This is a genomic window from Cellulomonas sp. GTC20042 (genome assembly GCF_055389595.1).
Map to the genome: position 1 here is coordinate 1,083,722 of NZ_AP043678.1, position 21,909 is coordinate 1,105,630.

19 protein-coding genes are annotated in these 21,909 nt (G+C 72.3%); 10 read left to right on the top strand and 9 right to left on the bottom strand.

What is annotated here, in order from left to right; translation table 11 throughout:
* Nucleotides 1–47: 47 nt before the first annotated feature.
* From ACZ5HG_RS05095 to ACZ5HG_RS05135, 9 genes are all read left to right on the top strand, one after another.
* Nucleotides 48–1,430, top strand: a complete 1,383-nt coding sequence (locus ACZ5HG_RS05095; RefSeq protein ID WP_464180804.1) for an ABC transporter substrate-binding protein — start codon at nucleotides 48–50, stop codon at nucleotides 1,428–1,430.
* Nucleotides 1,430–2,344 carry a carbohydrate ABC transporter permease gene (locus ACZ5HG_RS05100; RefSeq protein ID WP_464180805.1) on the top strand — a complete coding sequence of 305 codons (915 nt, stop codon included), beginning with the start codon at nucleotides 1,430–1,432 and terminating at the stop codon, nucleotides 2,342–2,344. Before ACZ5HG_RS05095 ends, ACZ5HG_RS05100 begins: the two co-directional genes overlap by 1 nt.
* Entirely contained in the window at nucleotides 2,341–3,357 is a 1,017-nt protein-coding gene (locus tag ACZ5HG_RS05105) for a carbohydrate ABC transporter permease (protein ID WP_464180806.1), read from the top strand. Before ACZ5HG_RS05100 ends, ACZ5HG_RS05105 begins: the two co-directional genes overlap by 4 nt.
* A 109-nt stretch (nucleotides 3,358–3,466) precedes the next feature.
* Entirely contained in the window at nucleotides 3,467–4,693 is a 1,227-nt protein-coding gene (locus tag ACZ5HG_RS05110) for a ferrochelatase (protein ID WP_464180807.1), read from the top strand.
* A complete protein-coding gene (hemQ, locus tag ACZ5HG_RS05115) occupies nucleotides 4,690–5,418 on the top strand; it encodes a hydrogen peroxide-dependent heme synthase (RefSeq protein WP_464180808.1) in 729 nt (242 codons plus the stop codon). Before ACZ5HG_RS05110 ends, hemQ begins: the two co-directional genes overlap by 4 nt.
* 147 nt (nucleotides 5,419–5,565) lie before the next feature.
* Nucleotides 5,566–5,862 carry a WXG100 family type VII secretion target gene (locus ACZ5HG_RS05120; protein ID WP_464180809.1) on the top strand — a complete coding sequence of 99 codons (297 nt, stop codon included), beginning with the start codon at nucleotides 5,566–5,568 and terminating at the stop codon, nucleotides 5,860–5,862.
* A gap of 176 nt (nucleotides 5,863–6,038) precedes the next feature.
* Entirely contained in the window at nucleotides 6,039–6,305 is a 267-nt protein-coding gene (locus ACZ5HG_RS05125; protein WP_464177863.1) for a hypothetical protein, read from the top strand.
* Nucleotides 6,302–7,873, top strand: a complete 1,572-nt coding sequence (locus ACZ5HG_RS05130) for a hypothetical protein (protein ID WP_464180810.1) — start codon at nucleotides 6,302–6,304, stop codon at nucleotides 7,871–7,873. Before ACZ5HG_RS05125 ends, ACZ5HG_RS05130 begins: the two co-directional genes overlap by 4 nt.
* A gap of 9 nt (nucleotides 7,874–7,882) precedes the next feature.
* A complete protein-coding gene (locus ACZ5HG_RS05135; RefSeq protein ID WP_464180811.1) occupies nucleotides 7,883–8,809 on the top strand; it encodes a hypothetical protein in 927 nt (308 codons plus the stop codon).
* A 237-nt stretch (nucleotides 8,810–9,046) separates the two neighbouring features.
* Here ACZ5HG_RS05135 and ACZ5HG_RS05140 read toward each other — a convergent pair whose 3' ends face one another.
* The 5 genes from ACZ5HG_RS05140 to ACZ5HG_RS05160 all read right to left on the bottom strand — a co-directional run bounded on the left by ACZ5HG_RS05140 (nucleotide 9,047) and on the right by ACZ5HG_RS05160 (nucleotide 13,619).
* On the bottom strand, nucleotides 9,047–9,409 hold the full coding sequence (locus ACZ5HG_RS05140) for an META domain-containing protein (RefSeq protein WP_464180812.1): 363 nt from the start codon (nucleotides 9,407–9,409) through the stop codon (nucleotides 9,047–9,049).
* 68 nt (nucleotides 9,410–9,477) lie between these two features.
* Complete coding sequence (locus ACZ5HG_RS05145; protein WP_464180813.1) at nucleotides 9,478–10,782, bottom strand: Glu/Leu/Phe/Val family dehydrogenase; 1,305 nt, start codon at nucleotides 10,780–10,782, stop codon at nucleotides 9,478–9,480.
* A 156-nt stretch (nucleotides 10,783–10,938) separates the two neighbouring features.
* Complete coding sequence (locus ACZ5HG_RS05150) at nucleotides 10,939–12,000, bottom strand: M15 family metallopeptidase (protein ID WP_464180814.1); 1,062 nt, start codon at nucleotides 11,998–12,000, stop codon at nucleotides 10,939–10,941.
* Entirely contained in the window at nucleotides 11,997–12,779 is a 783-nt protein-coding gene (locus tag ACZ5HG_RS05155) for an aldo/keto reductase (protein WP_464180815.1), read from the bottom strand. The genes ACZ5HG_RS05150 and ACZ5HG_RS05155 overlap by 4 nt, the downstream gene beginning before the upstream one ends.
* Nucleotides 12,780–12,806: 27 nt before the next feature.
* Nucleotides 12,807–13,619, bottom strand: a complete 813-nt coding sequence (locus ACZ5HG_RS05160; protein ID WP_464180817.1) for a helix-turn-helix domain-containing protein — start codon at nucleotides 13,617–13,619, stop codon at nucleotides 12,807–12,809.
* A gap of 111 nt (nucleotides 13,620–13,730) precedes the next feature.
* On the opposite strand from ACZ5HG_RS05160, the gene ACZ5HG_RS05165 reads away from it, so the two are divergent.
* Complete coding sequence (locus tag ACZ5HG_RS05165; protein ID WP_464180819.1) at nucleotides 13,731–17,135, top strand: proline dehydrogenase family protein; 3,405 nt, start codon at nucleotides 13,731–13,733, stop codon at nucleotides 17,133–17,135.
* Nucleotides 17,136–17,310: 175 nt separating this feature from the next.
* Here the strand turns inward: ACZ5HG_RS05165 and ACZ5HG_RS05170 are convergent, their stop codons facing one another.
* The 4 genes from ACZ5HG_RS05170 to ACZ5HG_RS05185 all read right to left on the bottom strand — a co-directional run bounded on the left by ACZ5HG_RS05170 (nucleotide 17,311) and on the right by ACZ5HG_RS05185 (nucleotide 21,882).
* On the bottom strand, nucleotides 17,311–18,348 hold the full coding sequence (locus tag ACZ5HG_RS05170) for a LacI family DNA-binding transcriptional regulator (RefSeq protein WP_464182107.1): 1,038 nt from the start codon (nucleotides 18,346–18,348) through the stop codon (nucleotides 17,311–17,313).
* Nucleotides 18,349–18,451: 103 nt separating this feature from the next.
* Complete coding sequence (locus tag ACZ5HG_RS05175) at nucleotides 18,452–19,375, bottom strand: carbohydrate ABC transporter permease (RefSeq protein WP_464180822.1); 924 nt, start codon at nucleotides 19,373–19,375, stop codon at nucleotides 18,452–18,454.
* Nucleotides 19,372–20,472 (bottom strand): carbohydrate ABC transporter permease, encoded by a 1,101-nt coding sequence (locus tag ACZ5HG_RS05180; protein ID WP_464180824.1) that lies wholly within the window; start codon nucleotides 20,470–20,472, stop codon nucleotides 19,372–19,374. Before ACZ5HG_RS05180 ends, ACZ5HG_RS05175 begins: the two co-directional genes overlap by 4 nt.
* A gap of 114 nt (nucleotides 20,473–20,586) precedes the next feature.
* Nucleotides 20,587–21,882 carry an ABC transporter substrate-binding protein gene (locus ACZ5HG_RS05185; RefSeq protein WP_464180825.1) on the bottom strand — a complete coding sequence of 432 codons (1,296 nt, stop codon included), beginning with the start codon at nucleotides 21,880–21,882 and terminating at the stop codon, nucleotides 20,587–20,589.
* Between the last annotated feature and the right edge of the window lie 27 nt (nucleotides 21,883–21,909).

Below are 21,909 nucleotides of genomic sequence, written 5' to 3' on the forward strand. Positions count from 1 at the left end.
TCCGATCGATCCCACCACAGTTCGACCACCACAACCGAGGAGTGACGATGAGGTCCTCACGTACCGCGGCGCTCGCCCTGACCGGCGCCCTGACCGTGACCCTGCTGGCCGCCTGCGGCTCCGGCGACGACGACAGCGCCGAGGCCGACGGCCGCACCGTGCTGCGCGTCGTGTCCCTGCTGCCCGGATCGGAGCAGGAGGCGTTCGACGCCTTCGACGAGCAGGTCGCCCAGTTCGAGGCCGCCAACCCGGACATCGACGTGCAGCCGGAGGAGTACGAGTGGAAGGCGACCACGTTCGCCGCCCAGCTCGCCGGCGGCACGCTGCCGGACGTCTTCGAGATCCCGTTCACCGACGGCAAGACGCTGATCGAGAACGGCCAGCTCGCGGACATCGACGCGCAGGTGCAGGCGCTGCCCTACGCCGACCAGTTCAACCCGAACGTGCTGGAGGCCGGTCTCGGCGCCGACGGCAAGGTCTACGCGATCCCGGCGAAGTCGGTGTACGGCATCGGCCTGCACTACAACCGGACGCTGTTCGAGCAGGCGGGGCTGGACCCCGACGACCCGCCGACCACCTGGGACGAGGTCCGCGCCGACGCCAAGGCCATCGCGGACGCCACCGGCCAGGCCGGCTACGCGCAGATGACGCAGAACAACACCGGTGGCTGGCAGCTGACGGTCGCCACCTACGCCCGGGGCGGCCGCGTCGAGGAGGTCGCCAAGGACGGCACCGCCACGGCGACGCTGGACAACGACGGCACCCGGGAGGCCCTGCAGTACCTGCACGACCTGCGATGGGAGGACAACTCCATGGGCGCGAACTTCCTGCTCGACTGGTCCTCGATCAACCAGGCCTTCGCCGCCGGCCAGATCGGCATGTTCACCTCGGGCTCCGACGTCTACACCTCCCTGGTGCAGACCAACGCGATCAACCCGGACGACTACGGCCTGACCGCCGTGCCGCTCGAGGGCTCCGACGCGGGCGTGCTCGGCGGCGGCACCCTGGCCGCCGTGAGCGCCAAGGCCGATGAGGCGGTGAAGGACGCCGCGGTGAAGTGGATCGACTTCTACTACCTGCGCAAGCTCACCGACCAGGATGCCGCGGTGAAGGACGCCGAGACGCTGATCGCCTCCGACCAGCCGGTCGGCACGCCGGTGCTGCCGATCTTCAGCCAGGAGCAGTACGACGAGTCGCAGACCTGGATCGCCGACCTGATCAACGTCCCGCTGGACCAGATGACCGGCTTCACCTCGGTGATCTTCGACCAGCCGCTGATCCCCGAGCCGGCCGCCTCCACCCAGGAGCTGTACGGCGCCCTCGACACCGTCGTCCAGGCGGTGCTGACCGACCAGAACGCCGACATCGACGCGCTCCTCGCCACGGCGAACGAGAACGTGCAGGCGATCCTGGACAAGAACGCCGCGTGATGTCCGAACGCACCCACAGCCGTCCGCGGCGGACCCCCGGGGTCCGCCGCGGCGGGCTGAGCACGCTCGTCTTCGCGATCCCGCTGCTGGTGATCTTCGGGCTGTTCTCCTGGCTGCCGATCGGTCGCTCGATCGTGATGAGCCTGCAGGAGACCAACCTGATCGACACCTCGTGGGTCGGCCTGGACAACTTCCGGACCGTGCTGTCCGACCCGCTGCTCGGCACCGCGATCCGCAACACCCTGTGGTTCGCGGTGCTCGCCCTGGCGATCGGCTACCCGGTGCCCTTGCTGGCGGCGGTGCTGATGAGCGAGGTCCGCCGGATGAAGGGCCTGTTCAGCGCCCTGGCCTACCTGCCCGTCGTGGTGCCGCCGGTGGTCGCGGTGCTGCTGTGGAAGTTCTTCTTCGACGCGCGGCCGGAGGGCGTGTTCAACACGATGCTCGGCTGGGTCGGCCTCGGCCCGGTGCCCTGGTTGCAGGACGCCGGCTGGGCGATGCCCTCGCTGGTGCTGGAGGCGACCTGGGCCGGTGCGGGTGGCACGATCATCATCTACCTGGCCGCGCTGACCTCGGTGCCCGCCGAGCTGTACGACGCCGCGGAGGTGGACGGCGCCTCGGTCTGGCGCAAGATCTGGCACGTCACCATGCCGCAGCTGCGCGGGGTGCTGCTGATCACCTTCATCCTGCAGATCATCGGGACCGCGCAGGTGTTCCTGGAGCCCTACCTGTTCACCGACGGCGGGCCGGCCAACGCCACGATCACCGTGCTGCTGCTGGTCTACCGCTACGCCTTCGGCAACTCCCTCGGCGGCGACTACGGGGCGGCGACCGCGCTGAGCCTGATGCTCGCGGTGTTCCTCGCCGTCCTGTCGATCGTCTACTTCCGCCTGACCCGATCGTGGAGCACCTCATGACGACGGTCCTCACCCCGCCGCCCCGCGGTTCCGAGCCCAGCGGGGCCGACATCCCGGAGGTCGAGCCCGTGCCCGCCCGGGCGCTCGGTGGCGCCTGGTCGCGGCTGCGCCGACGGCCCGCCCCGGCCCCGGACGACGCCGAGCGCGGCGCGCTGTCGGTGGCCGACTGGCGCCGCCCGCTGGTCCGCCGGTCCATGCGCACCTCGCACCTGGTGCTGCTGGCGCTGCTGGTGCTGTGCGGCCTGGGCCCGCTGCTGCTGCTCGCCAAGTTCGCGATCACCCCGACGCAGGACATCCTGCGCACCCCGCTCGCGCTGTTCCCGCACGGCATCGCGTGGGAGAACCTCTCCGACGCCTGGAACGACGTGCAGGTCAGCCGGTACTTCCTCAACACGGTGGTCCTGGCGGCGGGATCGTGGGCGAGCCAGATGCTGGTCGCCACCACCGGCGGCTACCTGCTGTCGGTGCTGCGGCCGCGCTACGCCAAGATCGTGCAGGCGGCGGTGCTGTCCACGCTGTTCGTGCCGGCGGTGGTGCTGCTGGTGCCGCTGTACCTGACGATCCTCGACCCGCCGGTGTGGCACTCCTCGCTGATGAACTCCTACTGGGCGGTGTGGCTGCCCGCCGGGGCCTCGGCGTTCAACGTGCTGCTGGTGCAGCGGTTCTTCGACGCCCTGCCGCGCGAGGTGTTCGAGGCCGCGCGGGTCGACGGGGCCGGGCCGTTCCGGCTGTTCTGGTCGATCGTGCTGCCGATGAGCCGGCCGATCCTCGGGGTGGTGTCGGTGTTCGCGATCATCGCCTCGTGGAAGGACTTCCTCTGGCCGATGCTGGTGCTGCGTGACCCGAACATCCAGCCGCTGTCGGTCCGGCTGCCCTCGTTGCAGGCCACCACCGACCTCGGCGTGCTGATGGCCGCGCTGGCGATCTCCACGCTGATCCCGGTGGCGCTGTTCCTGGTGTTCCAGCGGCAGTTCCTGCGCGGCGCCGGGCTCGGGGGAGCGGTCAAGGGCTGATCGAGGGGCCGTCCCGCGGTCGGGTTCTGACGGGGTGTCGCGACAACGTCACGCTCGTGCAGCACCCGACCGCGGACGATGGTCCCAGAGCCGGTGGGAGGATGGGTGCGTGGTTGCTCCCTCCTCGACATCGACGTCGCTCGCCCCCTACGACGCCGTCCTCCTGCTCTCGTTCGGTGGTCCGGAGAAGCCCGAGGACGTCCTGCCGTTCATGCGGAACGTCACCCGCGGCAAGGGGATCCCGGAGGCGCGGCTGGTCGAGGTCAGCCAGCACTACGCCCTGTTCGGCGGGCGCAGCCCGATCAACGACCAGAACCGCGCCCTGATCGCCGCCCTGCGCGCCGAGCTCGACGCGCGGGGGATCGACACCCCGATCGCCTGGGGCAACCGCAACTGGGACCCGTACACCGAGGGCGCCCTGGACGGCCTGCGCGCCGACGGCGCCGAGCGGGTGCTCGCGCTGGTGACCAGCGCCTACGGCTCCTACTCCGGCTGCCGGCAGTACCGCGAGCACGTCGCCGCCGCCCTGCGCGGGCTGGGCACCGACCCCGGCGACCCCACCGGCGACGCCGGGACCGCGGGCGTGCGGGTGGACAAGCTGCGGCACTACTTCAACCACCCCGGCTTCGTGCGGGCCAACGCCGACGCCGTGGTCGAGGCCTACACCGCGCTCGCCACGACCACCGGCCGCCCGGTCGCCGACCTGCTCGCCGACGCGCCGCTGCTGTTCGTCACGCACTCGATCCCGCTGGCCATGGAGGCCGGCTCCGGTGCGCAGCGCCCCGGCTACCTCGCCCAGCACCAGGAGGTCGCCCGGCTGGTCGCCGCGCTGGCCGCCGAGGACCTGGGCGCCGAGCCCGCGTGGAGCCTGGCGTTCTGCTCCCGCTCCGGCCCGCCGCACCAGCCCTGGCTGGAGCCCGACATCAACGACGTGCTCGCCGAGCGTGCCGACGCGGGGACGACCGCCGTGGTCATGTCGCCGATCGGCTTCGTCTCCGACCACATGGAGGTCGCCTTCGACCTCGACACCGAGGCGATGGCCACGGCCGCCGACCTGGGCATCACCGCCGTGCGCGCCGGCTCCGCCTCCACGCGGCAGCCCTTCGTCGCCGGGCTGGTCGACCTCCTGCTCGAGCGGGCCGCCGCCGAGCGCGGCGAGGACCCGGAGCGCGTCACCGTCGGCGACCTCGGGCCCTGGCCCGACGTGTGCGCCACCGGCTGCTGCTTCCAGCGCGCCGACCAGGACACCGGCATCCCGGCGGTCGCCGGGTCCGACCCGGCCCCCGCCCCCGGGGAACCCGCCACCGTCAGCAGCGAGGGAGCAGCACGCGCATGAGCCAGAACGAGGGCGGTCACGCCCCGGAGGTCGCCGAGCAGATCAACGGATCGATCCGCTACGCCATGTACGCGGTCTTCGAGCTGGCGTCCCCGCTGCCCCTCGACGCGATCGAGCGCGGGCGGATGGTCGACGCGGCACTGTCCGCGCTGACCGGGCCGGACGCCCCCGAGGGCCTGGTGGTCCGCGGCTGGTACGACGTCGCCGGGCTGCGCGCCGACGCCGACCTGATGGTCTGGTGGCACGGCCCCACGATCGAGTCCGTGCAGGACGCCTTCCACCGGCTGCGCGCCAGCGACCTCGGCGCCCACCTGCTGCCGGTCTGGTCCGTGGCCGCGCTGCACCGCCCCGCCGAGTTCAACCGCGGGCACGTGCCGGCGTTCCTGGCCGGCGAGGAGCCGCTCGCCTACCTGTGCGTCTACCCCTTCGTGCGCTCCTACGAGTGGTACGTGCTGCCCGACGAGGAGCGCCGCGAGCTGCTGCGCGAGCACGGCCACGCCGCCCGCGACTACGCCGACGTCCGCGCGAACACCCTGTCGTCCTTCGCGCTGGGCGACTACGAGTGGATCCTCGGCTTCGAGGCCGACGAGCTGCACCGGATCGTCGACCTGATGCGCGACCTGCGCGCCACCGGCGCCCGGCTGCACGTCCGCGAGGAGACGCCGTTCTACACCGGCCCGCGGGTCGAGCTGGCCCAGTGGGCGGAGCGTCAGCCCCGCGACTGAGCACGGGGAATGACCGGGGAATGCCCCGGGGACGGTCACGCGCAGATCGTGATTGCGCGCGGTGTTGGCGTGCTAGTTTCGCGGAACTGTATCCCACGCGGGTATTCGTTCGGCGTGGGTCCCGCACTATCGAGAGCAGGGGCGAGCATGGCCAACCTGAATGTGACGTACCAGGAGCTGCGTGACGTGTCGACCAAGCTGACCAACGGTCAGCGCACGGTCGAGGACGAGCTGTCGGCGCTCAAGAGCGCGGTGGACAACCTGGTCGCGGCTGGTTTCCAGACGGACAGCGCCTCGGGCGCGTTCCAGGGCTCGTACTCGGAGTTCGACTCCGGGATCCGTCAGGTGATCTCGGGGCTGGAGGGCATGAGCTCGTTCCTGACCGCTGCGGCGAACGCCTACGAGCAGACCGACTCGGACCTCGCCTCCGCCGTTCGCAGCTGACATGGCGCACGTGCGTGGCACCCGACCGAAAAATGGGACTTAAGTCCCGGCAATGTCGGGTGCCGCGCCTGTTCGCGTCAATCACGATCATCGGCGCAACGCCGCGCAGGGGGAGGTATCCGGTGGCTGACCGGTTGTATGTCGCGGGGGATTCTCTGTCCTCGTTGGCGACCCGCATGAGCGATGCTGCGGCGCTGCTCGACAACGAGGTCTCCGGCCTGTCCGGGCGCGAGGCGGGTGTCGGGCACCAGGGCGTGGTCAGCGCAGTGGCGGGGTTCGAGCGCCACTGGGGCGACGGCCGCACCCGCGTGCGCAAGCAGGCCGAGCAGCTCGCGCAGATCCTGCGCGACTCGATCGTCGCCTACGACGACACCGAGTCCCAGCTGACCTCCGCCCTGCGCGAGGGCGGAACGCGCCCGGCAGGCGCTGCGAGGGCGGTGTGAGCCGCCCGGGTGACTGGCAGCTCGTCGGCCTGTGGACCGATCCGACCCCGGGCGAGTCCTGGCAGGTCCGCGAGATCGCGAGCGTCTACGGCGCGACGTCGTCGGCGGCGAACCAGACCGGCCAGCTCGTGCGAGCTGCGTTGCAGGCGTCGGGGACGGGGATCTGGCACGGGCAGGCCGGGGATGCGTTCCGTGAGCAGCTCGGACAGTTCCCCGCACAGGTCGAGGCCTGCGAGACCTCCTACGCCACTGCGCGCGACGCGATGAACTGGTGGGCCGGGCGCCTCGAGGACAACCAGGCAGGCGCCGACCGCGGCCTCGAACAGGCCCGTGCCGCCGACGCCGACCTGCGTGCCGCCCAGGTGGCCCTCGACGCCGCGATGAGCAGCGCCCGCACCACCAGCAACGCTCTGGAGCAGATCGAACGCAACCAGGTCCGCTACGCCACGACCACCCCACCGGCGGGGTGGAACGCACCGACCCCGGGTGAGATCGCCCGCGCCCGCCGCGCCGCCTCGACCGCGGCCACCGCCCGGGCCGCCGCCGAGCGTGCGAGCGCTGACGCCCAGTCGCGTCTGGACGTCGCCGCCCGGCTTGTCGCCGAAGCCGCCGCGTCTTACCAAGAAGATGCCGCGACCGCGATCAACCGCATCGAGCAGGCCACCGACCAGGCACTGCCCGAGAACAGCCTCTGGCGCAAGATCTACGAGTCCGACGCCTGGGGCGTCATCGTCACCATCGCCACCGTCGTGGTCATCGTTGCCGCCATCGCCGCGTTCATCCTCACCGGACCCATCGCCGCGATCGTCGGGATGATCGCCACCATCGCCGGCGTGCTCCTCATGCTCAACGACGTCATGGCCTGGCGAGCCGGCGACGCCGAAGGCTGGCAAGCAGCACTCTCCGTCGTGCTGACCGTGGTCCCCGGCGGCGTCCTGCTCAAGGCAGGCAAACGCGCCACCAGCCTCCTCGCCGACACCGCGACCGCCATCGCCCCCCGCTTCACCGGCCTGGCCACCGGATTCCTGCGCACCGCCCGCGGCGTCGCCTCCGAAGGCCTGCTCCGCATCACCCGCATCACCGACCCCTGGGTCGCACGCATCAACACCGCCATCTCTCGGCGTCCACCGGTGAACGTGCAGAGCATTGCCGACATACAGAGCTGGCTGCCCCGGATCAACCTCGACCAAGTCACCGGGATACCTCGGAGTCTGGACAACTGCGGCAGTTGTACCGCACGCGTGCACGAAGCCTTCTCAACAGGAACCACGGCGCCATCGAGCCTGAGGACATACTCGACACCGGAGATGGAAGCGATCACCGGAGGACACCAGATCCCGATGGGACCAGAAGAAATTGAGGGCGCGCTCCGCGGTTCCGGCGCAGGGGCGCACGCCGTCGTCGGGATCGATCGGCGCAGTGGTGCCGGCCATTGGTTCAATGCGTATTTCGACGGGGATCGGGTGGTTCGAGTGGACGCCCAGGTCAACATCGTCTCCGATTGGCCACCCACCGACCTCGGCGATGTCTCCGCCTGGGACGCCGCCATCTTCGGCTCGCACCGGTAGGATTGAACCGTGGAGATGCCATCAGATCCCGTCCTCGCGCATGCTGCTGCAGTCCTCGACACCACCGAGGCGGAGGCCGGAAATCGCGCGACCCGGGTGAATGAGATCAAGGCGACTGCTTTTCTCACACCAGGTCGAGGTGGGAAGCAGATTCTTGTCGGCGACGATCTGTCTGTCCTGACGATGACTTCTGCGCGCGACCTCGATTGGCACGTCAACCAGTTCCGCAATGGAGTGCGCGACGGCCTCACCGGATGGCATCACTCCGACACGCCCGAAGCTGGCGCCCTCGATGTGTTCGACTCGATGGATCCCGATCAGATCGCCGCGGTAGTGCTCGAGAGTCCCCTCGGTTCCCACCTCTCGAAGCAAAGACTCCCCGAGATGCACGCGACGGCATTCGCGCATCCAGTACGCGGAGGCGGAAGCTGCATCGTCGGCGACGACAACAGCACGTACTACGCACACTCGTACCTGAGTCGGAGCGATGCACTCCTTCTCTTTCGAGCTGGAGTTCGGCATCGCCCGAGCGACGTCCGAGCGATGAGAACCCCGTTGTCGCTCAACAGTGGCAGCTGCGCGAGCGCGCTCTTCCGGACCTTGAGCTCTGGTCTTCTGCATCAGGCCGAGCCGGTGCTGATGACCCAGGAGGAGGTCGCGCACCAGATTGGATCGTCGTTCCATGAAACAACCGCTCAGGCTGCAAAGGATGAACTCATAGCACGAGGTGCCGGTGCCCACGGGGTGGTCGGGTGGGATCGAGATCCTGGTTTCTCTGGATACTGGTTCAACGCGTTCTACGATGGTGATCAGGTGTGGGTCATCGACGCGCAGCAAAATGCAACGACCCGATGGCCGCCGAACAGCGACGGGGTTGCGCGCTGGGAGATCGCCCTCGGAACGCGAGCCGTCGCAGGCGTGGCCCACACCCACTGACCCGCGGGATTCTGCTGGCTGTCTACCGAATCAGCGTCCAGCGAAAGAATCCACCACAACTCAGTCCGCTTTGCCCCTGGCGCCGTGAACGGTGCGTCTCGGCTCGTCAAAGGGCGGACCCGCAGTTTGAGGGAGTCCAGCAACCGAGGTCAACGCCCACCGCACCGCCGGCCCGACGTCGTCTGGGGAGTGGGTCGAGGTCCTCTGACGGTGGGGTGCTTCGCAATGCAGGTGCGCTCAGACCGTGTCGCCTGCGGGCACGACCGCGATCAGCCGGCTCTCCCGCCCGTCGGCGCCGGTGAGCACCAGCTCCGGCCCGTCGTGCCCCAGGGTCACCGGCCCGCCGAGCAGGTCCAGCACCGCCCGCTCGCGCGCCATGTGCTCCGGGGTGCCGGCCATCAGCGTGGTCACCACCGGGCCGAACGTGAGTGTGCCGTCCTCCTCCTGCCAGGTGCCGCGCAGCCGGTTGATCCCGCCGGTGCCGTAGACCTGGCCGTCGCCGTCGAAGGTCAGCGACGGCCGCGCGCGGTCCGGCACGTCGGTCACCGGCTCGCCGGCGACGGTGGTGAACTCCCAGGTGTGCCCGACGACGTCGTCCATCGACCGATCATGGCACCGGGGGCGCACCACCGCCGCGCGGGCGGGGCGGTCGCGGGTCTGCGGCTCGATCAGGGGTAGAGGCCGCGCAGGCGGTGGGCGTCGGCCACCCGGTGCACGCCGATCGCCAGCGCCGCGTCGCGCAGGCCGGTGCCGTCGGCCCGGGCCCGCTCGGAGACCGCCAGGTACGCCGTGCGCATCCGGTGCTCCAGCCGCTCCTCGATCTCGGCCTCGGTCCACCAGTACGCCTGGTTGGCCTGCACCCACTCGAAGTAGGAGACGACCACGCCGCCGGCGTTCGCCAGGATGTCCGGCACGACGGTGATCCCGCGCTCGGCGAGCACCCGGTCGCCCCCGCTGGTGGTGGGGCCGTTCGCGCCCTCGACCACCCAGCGCGCCTTGACCGTGCGCGCGGTGTCCTCGTCCAGCACGTCCTCCACCGCCGCCGGGACCAGCACGTCCACGTCGAGGGCCAGCAGCTCGGCGTTGCCGACCGGGTCCGCCTCCGGGAAGCCGACCACCGATCCGGTGGCGGCGACGTGCGCGCGCAGGGCGGTGACGTCCAGCCCTGCGTCGTTCTTCACGCCGCCGTACTGGTCGGAGACCGCCACCACGCGGGCGCCGCCGTCGGCGAGGAACTGCGCGGCGTGCGCTCCCACCTTGCCGAAGCCCTGCACGGCGGCGCTGACCTCGCCCAGCGAGACGCCCGCGTCGGCCAGCGCCGCGACGGTGGCGTGCACGACGCCCCGGGAGGTGGCGGTGGCCCGCCCGAGCGATCCGCCGACGGCCAGCGGCTTGCCGGTGACCACCGCGGGGATCGTGTACCCGGAGTTCACCGAGTACGTGTCCATCACCCAGCTCATCGTCTGCTCGGTGGTGCCGACGTCCGGCGCCATGATGTCCCGCTCCGGGCCGATCACCGGCATCACCTCGGAGGTGTACCGCCGGGTCACCCGCTCCAGCTCGGCGGTGGAGTACCCGCGCGGGTCGATCGCCACGCCGCCCTTCGCCCCGCCGTAGGGCAGGTCGACCACGGCGCACTTCCAGGTCATCCACATCGCCAGCGCCCGCACCTCGTCGATGTCGACGCCCGGCGCGTAGCGCAGCCCGCCCTTGCCTGGCCCGCGGGAGATGTTGTGCTGCACCCGGTAGCCGGCCAGCAGCTCGATCCGGCCGTCGTCGCGCCGCAGCGGGACGGCGACGTGCAGCTCACGGCGCGGGGTGGCGAGCATCCGGTGCATCCCCTCGTCGTAGCCCAACCGGTCCACGGTGGTGGCCAGCTGCGCGAGCGCGGTGGTGAGGGGAGAGGTGCGCGGGGCGTCCACGTCGGACCCGGGGGTGGTGGGGGTCGTGGGGCCCTGCTCGGTCGCGGTCATGCGGGGGTTCCTCCTGTGCGGCAACCGCCCGGTCGGCCCGGGAGCGGCCTCGTCGCCGCACCCGCGGGTAGCCGCCGGGTCGGGGCCACTGTGCCACACGGTCCGGTGCGCGGCCCGCGCGGGCACAGCGGCGCGCCCGGGTGGCGTCCGGGCCGGTCAGCTGGTGCGGCCGGGGCCGTACTCGAAGTGCCAGTACTCGGCGTAGGGCTGGCCCTCGCGGACCCGCGCCGGGGCGTACCAGCCGTAGGTCGGGCCGTTCTCCACCAGCCAGGTGTACCGCTCGGAGCCGAAGGCGTAGGTCGCCCACTCCTGCACGTCCAGGGCGGTGCCGGTGCCGTGCGAGGAGGTGCCGGGCGTCGCGGCCAGCCCGCCGAACGCGGCCTTCATCGCGACCTGGTCCTCGTAGGAGCGGTAGGTGAGGTCCATGTCGATCGCGGCGCCGAACCGCGCGGTGAACGCCTGGTTCAGCGCGGTCAGCGCGTCGGCGGCGTCGCAGCGCAGGTACTGGGCGAAGCCGAGCTGGTCGGTGCCCCACGGGATCAGGCACATGCTCGACATCGGCATCCGGCCGTTGGACCCGTCCCCGTCGGAGGTGGGCACCGAGGTCACCCACAGCACGTTCCCGGCGGCGTCCACCGGGCGACCGTCCACCCACCCGGCGATCCGCGAGCCGGAGGAGGTGACGGCGGAGCCCGAGGACGCGGATGCGCGGGCGGCGGCGTCGGCCTCCTCCTGCGCGACGCGGGCGGCCTCCGCGGCGGCGGCCTCCTCGGCTGCCCTGGCGGCCTCGGCGGCGGCGCGCTCGGCCTGGATCGCGGCCTCGCGGGCCAGCGCCCGGCTGCCGGCGTCGGCCTGCGCCAGCCGGTCCTGCGCGGACAGGAACTCCGCGTCCTCGGCGGCCACGTCGGCGGCCAGCCCGATCGCCTCCGCGCGCTCGGCGGCCTCGGCGGCGCGCTGCCGGGAGGTGTGCAGCTGCACCCCGGCGAGGGCCACGGCCCCGACCAGCAGGACGGTGGTCGTCGCCGCGACCACGGTGCGGGTGCGGGCGTGCCGGCGACGGGCCGTGCGCGCGGAGCGGCGGCTCGGGGGCGGGGCGGCGGGCGCGGCCGCGGGCGTGGGGCTCGGCGCGGGCGTGGGCACGGCCTCGCCGATGGGTGCTGCCGTGCCGTCGACACCCGCGTGCTCGACCCCCGCGCCCTCGGCCGCCCGCCCGGTCACCGCGTGCTCAGCCCGTCGATCCGCGCGATCTCCTCCGGCGTGAGCGCGAACGACAGCGCGGCCAGGTTCTGCTCGATCCGCTCCCGGTGCACCGACTTGGGGATCACCACGATCCCGTGGTCCACGTGCCAGCGCAGCACCACCTGCCGGGTGCTGACCCCGTGCGCGGCGGCGATCTCGGTGAGCACCGGGTCGTCCAGGTCGGTGCGCTTGAACGGGCTGTAGCCCTCGACGCGCACCCCGCGCTCGGCGTGCGCGGCCAGCAGGTCGGCGTCGTAGTCGCCGGGGCTCCACGGGATCTGGTTGATCGCCGGGGCCTCGCCGGTGGCGGCGATCAGCTCGTCGATCTGCGCGATCGAGTAGTTGGACACCCCGATCGAGCGCACCAGGCCCTCGTCGCGGGCGGCGATGAACTGCTCCCAGGTGGCCGGCGTGGCCTGCTTGTGCGGCGGCCAGTGCACCAGCCAGAGGTCCAGGTGGTCGGTGCCGAGCGCGGACAGCGACTCGGTCAGCGTGCGGCGCTCGCGGCCCGCGTGGTCCGGCGGCAGCTTGGTGGTGACGAACACCTGCTCGCGAGGGACGGGGGACGCGGCCAGCGCGCGGCCGACCTCCGCCTCGTTGCCGTAGCCGGTGGCGGTGTCCACGTGCACGTAGCCGAGGTCGAGGGCCGCGGTCACGGCGCGCTCGGCGTCGCCGCCCTCGGACTGCCAGGTACCGATGCCGAGCAGGGGCATGGCGCCGCCGGGCAGCGCGACGGTGGGGGTGTCGATCAGGGTCATGCCCCCATCGTCACCCGTCCGCGCGCGTCAGGCCAGGGCTGGCAGCGGCAGCGGCACCGCGACCACCGGTCCGCCGGGGGCGGCGCGCCGGTACTGCGCGGGGGTCTCGCCGGTCAGCCGCCCGAACGTCCGGGTGAAGGACGCCTGGTCGTAGAAGCCGGTGGCGGCGGCGACCTCGACCAGCGGCAGGTCCGTCCCCGCGAGCAGCGCGGCGGCGTGGTCCACCCGGGCGCGCAGCACGTACTGCTGCGGCGACAGCGTGTAGACCCGCCGGGTGCGCCGGTCCAGCGTCGAGGGGGAGCAGCCCGCCGCCTCCGCCAGCTCGGCCACCGTCGGCGGATCGGTCAGCCGGCCCCGCACGAAGGCGGCCGCCCGGGTCAGCGACTCGACCGTGGCACGGTCGGCGTCGGCGGCCCGCAGCGCCTGCGAGATGCTGACCAGCCCGACCACGGTGCCGTCCTCCGCACGCACCGGCACCTTGGAGGTGAGGTACCAGCCGGGGGCGCCGCCGGGCCGGCGGATCAGCTCCAGCTCGCGGTGCAGCGAGCGCCCGATGCTCAGCACCTCACGGTCCTGGGCGTCGTAGCGCGCGGCCAGGTGCGGGTCGAACAGCTCGCCCGCCGGATGGCCCACCACCGCGCGGCGGGAGCGCTCGGAGGTGCGGCGCACGAAGGCCTCGTTGACCACCACGTAGCGACCGGTGACGTCCTTCGCGCAGAACATCGTGCCGGTCAGGTCGTCGCACAGCCGGAGCAGGGCGGGGCTGAGCGCACGCAGCAGGGCGCGGGCGGCCGCGGGCGCTGCGGCGGGCTGCGGGTCGATCGGTGGACGGGTCGGCATCTCGGGGGCAGCGTAGGTGGTGCATGTGTCGCCGGCATGTCACGGATCGGGGCGCCGGGGGCACGGGATCGGTGCAAGACGTGCCCCGGCCGGATCGGTGACGATGCCGCCATGACGACGACCAGCAGCGGACCGACCAGCGCCGCGACCCCGTCCGGGCCGGAGCACGAGGCGCTGACCGCTGCGGCGGTGGACCTCGCCCACCGCTGGATGGCGGCCACCACCGCCGACGAGACCCCCGCCGAGCGCCGGGCCACCGGCCGCCTGGCCGCGCTGGTCGCCGACCCGGTCGGCCTCGACCTCGCGGTGCGCTTCGTCGACCGGGTCGCCCGCCCGCAGGACCTGCGCGTCGCCGCGCACGAGCTGGCTGACCTCGGCGACCGGGCCGCCGACGCCGCCGGGTTCCTCGGCCTGACCGATCGCACCCTGCTGGCGATCGGCTCGCGGGTGGCACCGGTGCTGCCGGGGGTCGTCGTGCCCGCCGCGCGGGTCCGGCTGCGCCAGCTGGTCGGGCACCTGGTCGCCGACGCCGGTCCGGGGCTGGCCGGGCACATCGCCCGCGCCCGCAAGGACGGCTTCCGGCTCAACCTCAACCTGCTCGGCGAGGCGGTGCTCGGCGAGGACGAGGCCGCCCGCCGGCTGCGCCGCGTCACCGAGCTGGTCGCCCGTCCCGACGTGGACTACGTGTCGGTGAAGGTCTCCGCCGTCGCCAGCCAGCTGTCCACCTGGGACACCGCCGGCAGCGTGGCGCGGGTGGTGGAGCGGCTGCGCCCGCTGTACGCCGCCGCCGCGCAGCACGGCACCTTCCTCAACCTCGACATGGAGGAGTACCGCGACCTCGCGCTCACCGTGCAGGTGTTCGACGCGCTGGTGAACGACCCGGCGGTCCGCGACCAGCAGCACGGGATCGTGCTCCAGGCCTACCTGCCCGACACCTCGGACGCCCTGGAGGAGATCACCGCGATCGCCCGGCGCCGGGTGGACGCCGGCGGGGCACGGCTCAAGGTGCGCCTGGTCAAGGGCGCCAACCTCGCGATGGAGCGGGTGGAGGCCGAGCTGCACGGCTGGCCGCAGGCGCCCTACGGCGGCAAGCCGGAGGTCGACGCGCACTACGTCCGCCTGGTCCGCACCGCCCTCGACCCGGCGCGCACCGACGCGCTGCGGGTCGGCGTCGCCAGCCACAACCTGTTCCACGTCGCCTACGCCCACCTGCTCGCCGAGCACCGCGGGGTGTCCGAGGCGCTGGACGTCGAGATGCTCCAGGGCATGGCCCCGGCGCAGTCCCGCGCGGTGCAGCGCGACGTCGGCCAGGTGCTGCTCTACACGCCGGTGGTCGCGAAGCAGGACTTCGACGTGGCGATCTCCTACCTGGTGCGACGGCTGGAGGAGAACTCCCAGCACGAGAACTTCCTGCACGCGCTGTTCGCGGGGGAGCCGGACGCCGCCGGGGCGGTGGCCGCCCCGGCGCCGGACGAGGGGATCCCCGCGCAGGAGGCCGCCTTCCTCGCCTCGGTGCGCGACTCCGCGACCGTGCCCACCGCGCGCCGCCGCACCCCGCGGGCGCCGGGGGCGGGCGTGGCCGGATCGGGCACGGCAGGGATCGGCTCGCCGGAGACCGACCGCTTCGCGAACTCCGCCGACACCGACCCCGCCGTCGCCGAGCACCGCGCCTGGGCCGCCGGCCTGGTGGCCCACGACGTCGAGCCGCCCGCCGGCGCCGTCACCGTCGAGACCGTCGCGCAGGTGGACGAGGTCGTGGCCCGCGCCGTCGCCGCCGCCCCCACGTGGTCCGCGCGCACCCCCGCCGAGCGCGCCGCCGTGCTGCGCCGGGCCGCCGACGAGCTCGAGGCGGTGCGTGGCGACCTGGTCGCGACCATGGTGCACGAGGGCGCCAAGACCGTCGCCGAGGCCGATCCCGAGGTCAGCGAGGCGGTGGACTTCGCGCGGTACTACGCCGAGCAGGCCGAGCGCCTGGCCGACGGGGCCGTGCCCGGCGCCCGCTTCCGCCCGCACGGGGTCACCGTGGTCACCCCGCCGTGGAACTTCCCGGTGGCGATCCCGGTCGGCTCGACCCTCGCGGCGCTCGCGGCCGGATCGCCGGTGCTGGTCAAGCCCGCCCCGCAGACCCCGCGCTGCGTGCGGGTCGCGATGGCCGCCGTGCAGCGCGCGCTGGACGCCTCCGGCGTCACCGAGGACGCGCTCACCGTGGTGCTCTCGCCGGAGGGGGAGGTCGGGCGGCGCCTGGTCACCCACCCCGACGTGGCCCGCGTGGTGCTCACCGGATCGATCGACACCGCGCGGCTGTTCCTCGGCTGGCGGCCCGACCTCGACGTGCTCGCCGAGACCTCCGGCAAGAACGCGCTGGTCATCACCCCCTCCGCGGACGTCGACCTCGCGGTCGCCGACCTGGTGCGCTCCGCCTTCGGGCACGCCGGGCAGAAGTGCTCCGCGGCCTCGCTGGCGATCCTGGTGGGATCCGCCGGCACCTCGGACCGGCTGCGCCGCCAGCTCGCCGACGCGGTGACCTCGCTGCACGTCGGCCCGGCGGACGACCTCGGCACCACCATGGGCCCGCTGGTCGAGCCGGCCTCCGGCCCGCTGCTGCGCGCGCTGACCACCCTGGACGCGGGGGAGGGCTGGCTGGTCGAGCCCCGGCGCCTGGACGACGAGGGTCGGCGGTGGACGCCCGGCGTGAAGCACGGCGTGCGGCCCGGCTCGTGGTTCCACCGCACCGAGTGCTTCGGCCCCGTGCTGGGCGTGATCCGGGTCGACACCCTGGACGAGGCCATCGCGGTGCAGAACGCCGTCGCCTTCGGGCTCACCGGCGGCCTGCACTCGCTGGACGAGGCGGAGATCGCGCACTGGCTGGAGCGGGTCGAGGTCGGCAACGCCTACGTCAACCGGCACATCACCGGCGCGATCGTGCAGCGGCAGCCCTTCGGCGGGTGGAAGGCCTCCGTGGTCGGCCCCGGCGCCAAGGCCGGCGGACCGCACTACCTCGGCGAGCTCGGCACCTGGCAGGACGACCCCGAGGTCTCCGCCCTGGACGACGACTCCTGGCTCGCCTGGGCCGAGCGCGACGACGCCCGCGCGTGGGCGGAGCGCTTCGGCACCGGCCACGACCCCTCGGGGCTGGCCGTCGAGGAGAACACGCTGCGCTACCGCCCGGTGCCCGCGCTCACGGTGCGGCTCGGCGCCGACGGATCCGCGCGCGACCTGCGCCGGGTGCTGGCGGCCGCGGCCACCGCCGGGGTGCCGGTGGCGGTCAGCCGCGCCGACGCCGAGACCGACCAGGCCTTCGCCGCGCGCGTCGAGCACGGGGACGTCAACGGGCGGATCCGCGTGGTCGGCACCGCGCCGGGCCTGCGGGCCGCCGCCGTCGGGCGCGTCGGCGAGGTGACCGTGCTGGACGGTCCGGTGCTGGCCTCCGCGGAGCGCGAGCTGCTGGGGCTGCTGCGCGAGCAGGCGATCAGCCGCACCCGCCACCGCTTCGGCCACGTCGACCCCACCCGCTGAGGAGAGCGGGTGCGCACGCACCCCGCACGCGCACGCACCCCTCCTGCGCTCGCTTCCCCTCGCCGAGTTCGGTGGTTCGTGCGAGAAAAGTGCCCCCGAACCACCGAACTCGGCCCGAACCACCGAACTCACGGGCAGGGGAGAACGGGCAGGGGCGCGCAGAGCGCGCGGGCGCTCAGGCGCTGCCGCGGACGATGAGCTCGGGGTGGAAGATCTGCGGCTCGGTGCGCGCCGGCTCGCCGTGCAGCTGGCCGACCAGCTCCTCGCCGGCGGCCCGCGCCATCGCGATCACCGGCTGCACCACGGTCGTCAGGTTGGGCTTGGTGGTCATCGCCAGGCCGCTGTTGTCGTAGCCGACCACGGCGACGTCCTCGGGCACCCGGCGGCCGGCCTCCTGCACCACCGGCAGCGCTCCCACCGCCATCAGGTCGGAGGCGATGAACAGTGCGTCCAGGTCGGGGTGCTCGGCGAGGATCTGCCGGGCGGCCTGCTCGCCGCCCTCGACGGTGAAGTCGCCGTGCACCACGGCGTCGTCGGGCAGCCCGGCAGCGCGCAGCGCCTCGCGCCAGCCGGCGAGCCGGTCCAGGCCCGCGGACATGTCGGCGGGGCCGGCGATCGTGCCGATCCGACGCCGGCCGAGGCCGATCAGGTGCTCGGTGGCCAGGTGCGCGCCGCGGACGTTGTCGGTGTCGACGAACGCCACCGCGCGGCGCGAGGTGAGCGGCCGGCCGATGAACACGCAGGGCAGCCCGGAGTCCTCCAGCGCCTGGTCGATCGAGTCGTCGCGGTGGTGCGACACCACGATCGCGCCGTCCACGTGGCCGGCGCGCAGGTAGCGCACGGTGCGGGCGGAGTCGCCGGGGCGCGCGATGATCAGCAGCAGCTGGAGATCGGACTCGGACAGCGGGGTCGACACGCCGTTGAGCACGCCGGCGAAGAACGGGTCGGAGAGCACGCGCTCGTCCGGCTCCGGCACGACCAGCGCGACCGAGTCGGTGCGCCGGGTCACGAGCGACCGCGCGGCGCGGTTGGGGGTGTAGCCGAGGTCGTGCACGGCGGCGGCGACGGACTCCATCGCCTCGGGGGACACCCGCAGGCCCCCGTTGATCGCACGGGAGGCGGTCGAGCGGGACACGCCGGCCCGCTCGGCGACCTGCTCGAGCGTCGGGGCGGAGTGCGCCGGGGGCGCAGTTCTCTGGTCGACCACGTGGATCGCCCCCTTGCCTGGGAAGAGTGGTGCTGGGGCGCTGACGCCCGCGTCGGGCACACCCGGCGCGGGGGACCGGGGCTCGGTCCCCCGCGCGGAAGCGTAGCGGTCAGCCCTTGACGGCTCCGGCCATGATGCCCGCGACGAGCTGGCGCCCGGCGACGATGAACAGCAGGAGCAGCGGGATCACGGAGAGCACGACACCCGCCATGATCAGCGGCATGTCCTGGAAGAAGCCGGCCTGGAGCAGCTTGAGGGCCACCGGCAGGGTCGGGTTCTGCGAGCCGAGCACGATCGACGGCCAGAAGAAGTTCGTCCAGGACCCGATGAACGTGAACAGCGCCAGCATCGCGGCGGCCGGCCGGGCGGCGGGCAGCGCCACCGACCAGAACGTCCGGAACATCGACGCGCCGTCCACGCGGGCGGCCTCGATCAGCTCGTAGGGCAGCGCCGAGTCGAGGTACTGGGTCATCCAGAACACGCCGAACGCGGTGACCATGGCGGGCAGGATCACGGCCAGCAGGTTGCCGGTCAGGTGCAGGTTGCGCATCACGATGTACAGCGGGACCACGCCGAGCTGGGTCGGGACGGCCATGGTGGCGATCACGAAGACCAGCAGCGGGCCACGGCCCTTGAAGCGCAGCTTGGAGAACGAGAAGCCGGCCAGCGTGGAGAAGAACACCACGGAGATCGACGTGACCACCGCGGCGATCAGCGAGTTGCCGGTGGCGGCGAACAGGTTGATGTCTGCGTCGAACACGCGCTGGAGGTTGCTGAGCAGCTCGCCGTCCGGGATGAGCGACGGGATCGGGTTCTGCGCGATCTTCTGCGAGGTCGAGGACGCCAGCAGCAGGGTGAAGTACAGCGGGTACGCCGAGATCAGGATGACCAGGCCGAGCACCACGTAGGTGACCCAGCCGGCACGGCGCTCCGAGCCACCGGCGACGGCGGTGCCACGACGGCGCCGGGCGGCGCGGGCGGCGGACTTGCCGGCGGTCTGCTCGATGACGGGGATGGACGGGGTGGTGCTCATCGCTGGGCCCCCTCGGAGGTCGGGGCGGCGGTCGTCGTGGTGGACGCGGCCTGCTGCTTGATGGACCGCTCCAGCGCCTTGGCGTTGCGGCGGGTGGCCTTGCGGGCGGCCTTCGCGGTGCGGCTGGTGTCGTCCGCCGAGGCGATCTTGCGGCTCAGGAAGTTGTTGAGCAGCGCGAACACGATGATCACGAGGAACAGCAGCCAGGCGACCGCGGCGGCCCGTCCGAGCTGCTGCTTGTTCCAGCCCAGCTCGTAGAGGTACAGCGTCACGGTCTTCCACTGGCCGGAGGACCCGCCGAGGCCGGTCGCGTCGTACATGCGCGGCTCGTCGAAGATCTGCAGACCACCGATGGTCGAGGTCAGGATCACGAAGATCATGGTCGGGCGGACCATCGGGATCGTGATCGAGAAGAACTGGCGCAGCCGGTTGGCGCCGTCGATCGTGGCGGCCTCGTACAGGTCGCGCGGGATGGCCTGCATCGCGGCCAGCAGGATCAGCGCGTTGTAGCCGGTCCAGCGGAAGTTGACCATCGAGGCGATGGCGATGTGCGACGCGAAGGCGTCCTTGTGCCAGCCGATCGGGTCGATCCCGACCAGGTCCAGCAGCGAGTTGATCAGGCCGGAGCCGTCCGCGAACATCTTGGAGAACACCAGGCCGACGGCCACCGGGGCGACGACGTAGGGGAGCAGGACGCCCATCCGCCAGAACGTCTTGGCACGCAGGTTGGCATCGAGCATCGCGGCGATCACGAGGGCCGCGATCACCTGCGGCACCGTGCTCAGCAGGAAGATGCTGAAGGTGTTGCGCAGGGACAGCCAGAAGAACTTCTGGCCCAGCACGAAGGTGAAGTTGTCCAGCCCGACGAAGTCGCCCTGGCCACCGATCAGGCTCCAGTCGTGCAGCGAGACCCACGCGGTGTAGATCAGCGGGAACAGGCCCACGATCGCGAACAGGATGAAGAACGGCGAGATGTACAGGTAGGGGGACACCTTGACGTCCCACCGGCCCAACGTCTGACGGAAGCCGATCTTGCGGGGCGGGCGGTCGTCGCCGAGCGGTGCCGCGCCCTTGAGGGGCGCCGTCTGGGTGCTCATGGTTGTCCTTCGGTGCGGGCGTGGAGCTGGGGGAGCGTTCGCCCGGCGGTCGTGCGGGGCGCGTGCAGCGGGCCGGGCCGCCGGGAGTGGTCCCGGCGGCCCGGCCCATGAGGGTCAGCCGATGGCTGCGACGGCGTCCTCGAAGCCGGACCACGACGCGTCGGCATCCTGCGACTGGTCGACGTCGACACGGTTGATCGCGTCGGACAGCGCGGTGCGGATCGTGAAGTAGTTCGGGCCCTTGAACGGGATCACGTCGATCGCCGCGGCACGCTCGGTGAAGAACTGACCGGTCGGGGCGTTGTTGAAGAACTCGTTCGTGACGGCCTGCAGGGTGTCGGACTCCTGGGCCTCGACCTGGCTCGGGAAGTTCGAGGTCTGCTCGAACGCCTTGAGCTGCTGCTCGGGGGCGGTCAGCCAGTCAGCGAGCTTCTGGGCCTCCTCCTGGTGCTTGCCCATGGTCGGGACGGTCAGGAAGGAACCGCCCCAGTTGCCGCCGCCGCCGGGGAAGACGTTGGCGACGTCCCAGCCGGTGACGCCGGCGGAGTTGCCCTCGATGTTGGAGAGCATCCAGGACGGGGCCAGCATGACCGCGAAGCCGTTGTTCTGGAACGCGTTGGTCCAGTCCTCCTCCCACTGCTTGAGGTGGGCCGACTGGTCCGTGTGCGACAGGATCGTGTCGTACATGTCACGGATGTCGGGGTTGGAGGTGGCGATGATCGTGCCGTCCTCCTCCTCGAGCGGGAACTCCTGCTGGTTGATCATGCCCTGGGCGATGGCGTCGGCCGAGTCGAAGAAGCCGACCCCGGTGCCCGCGGCGATGAACTGGTCGCCGACCTTGAAGAAGTCGTCCCAGGTGGCGTCCGCGCCACCGAAGAGCTCGGCGACGGCCTCGCGGTCCGTCGGCAGGCCGGCGGCGGCGAACAGGTCGGAGCGGTACGCGATGACCTCGGGGCCGATGTCGGTCGGGTAGCCGAGCAGCGCGCCGTCCGGCGTGGTGGCCTGGTCGACGGTCCAGTTGTTCCAGCGGCCCTCGACCGAGTCGGAGGACAGGTCCTTGAACTGGTCGGAGTACTGGATGATCTGCGGCATCCAGTCGACCTCGACGCCCACGACGTCGGCGAGACCGGAGTTGGCGCCCAGAGCGGTCTGGAACTGCTCCTTGGCGTCGTCCGACTTGCCGAACTTGTTGTGCTCGATCTTGATGTTCGGGTTGAGCTCCTCGTACTCCGCGATCAGCGGGTCGTAGCCCCACTCGTTGAAGGTGGAGATCGTGAGGGTGATCTGCCCGTCCTCGCCCTCGCTGGCGTCGTCGGACGAACCGCCGCCGCCTCCGCAGGCCGTCGCGAGCAGGGCGACCCCGGTCGCACCGGCCACTGCCATCCAGGTCTTGCGCGTGCTCCTCAGCACTGTGACTCCCTCGTCAGTCGGACGGCG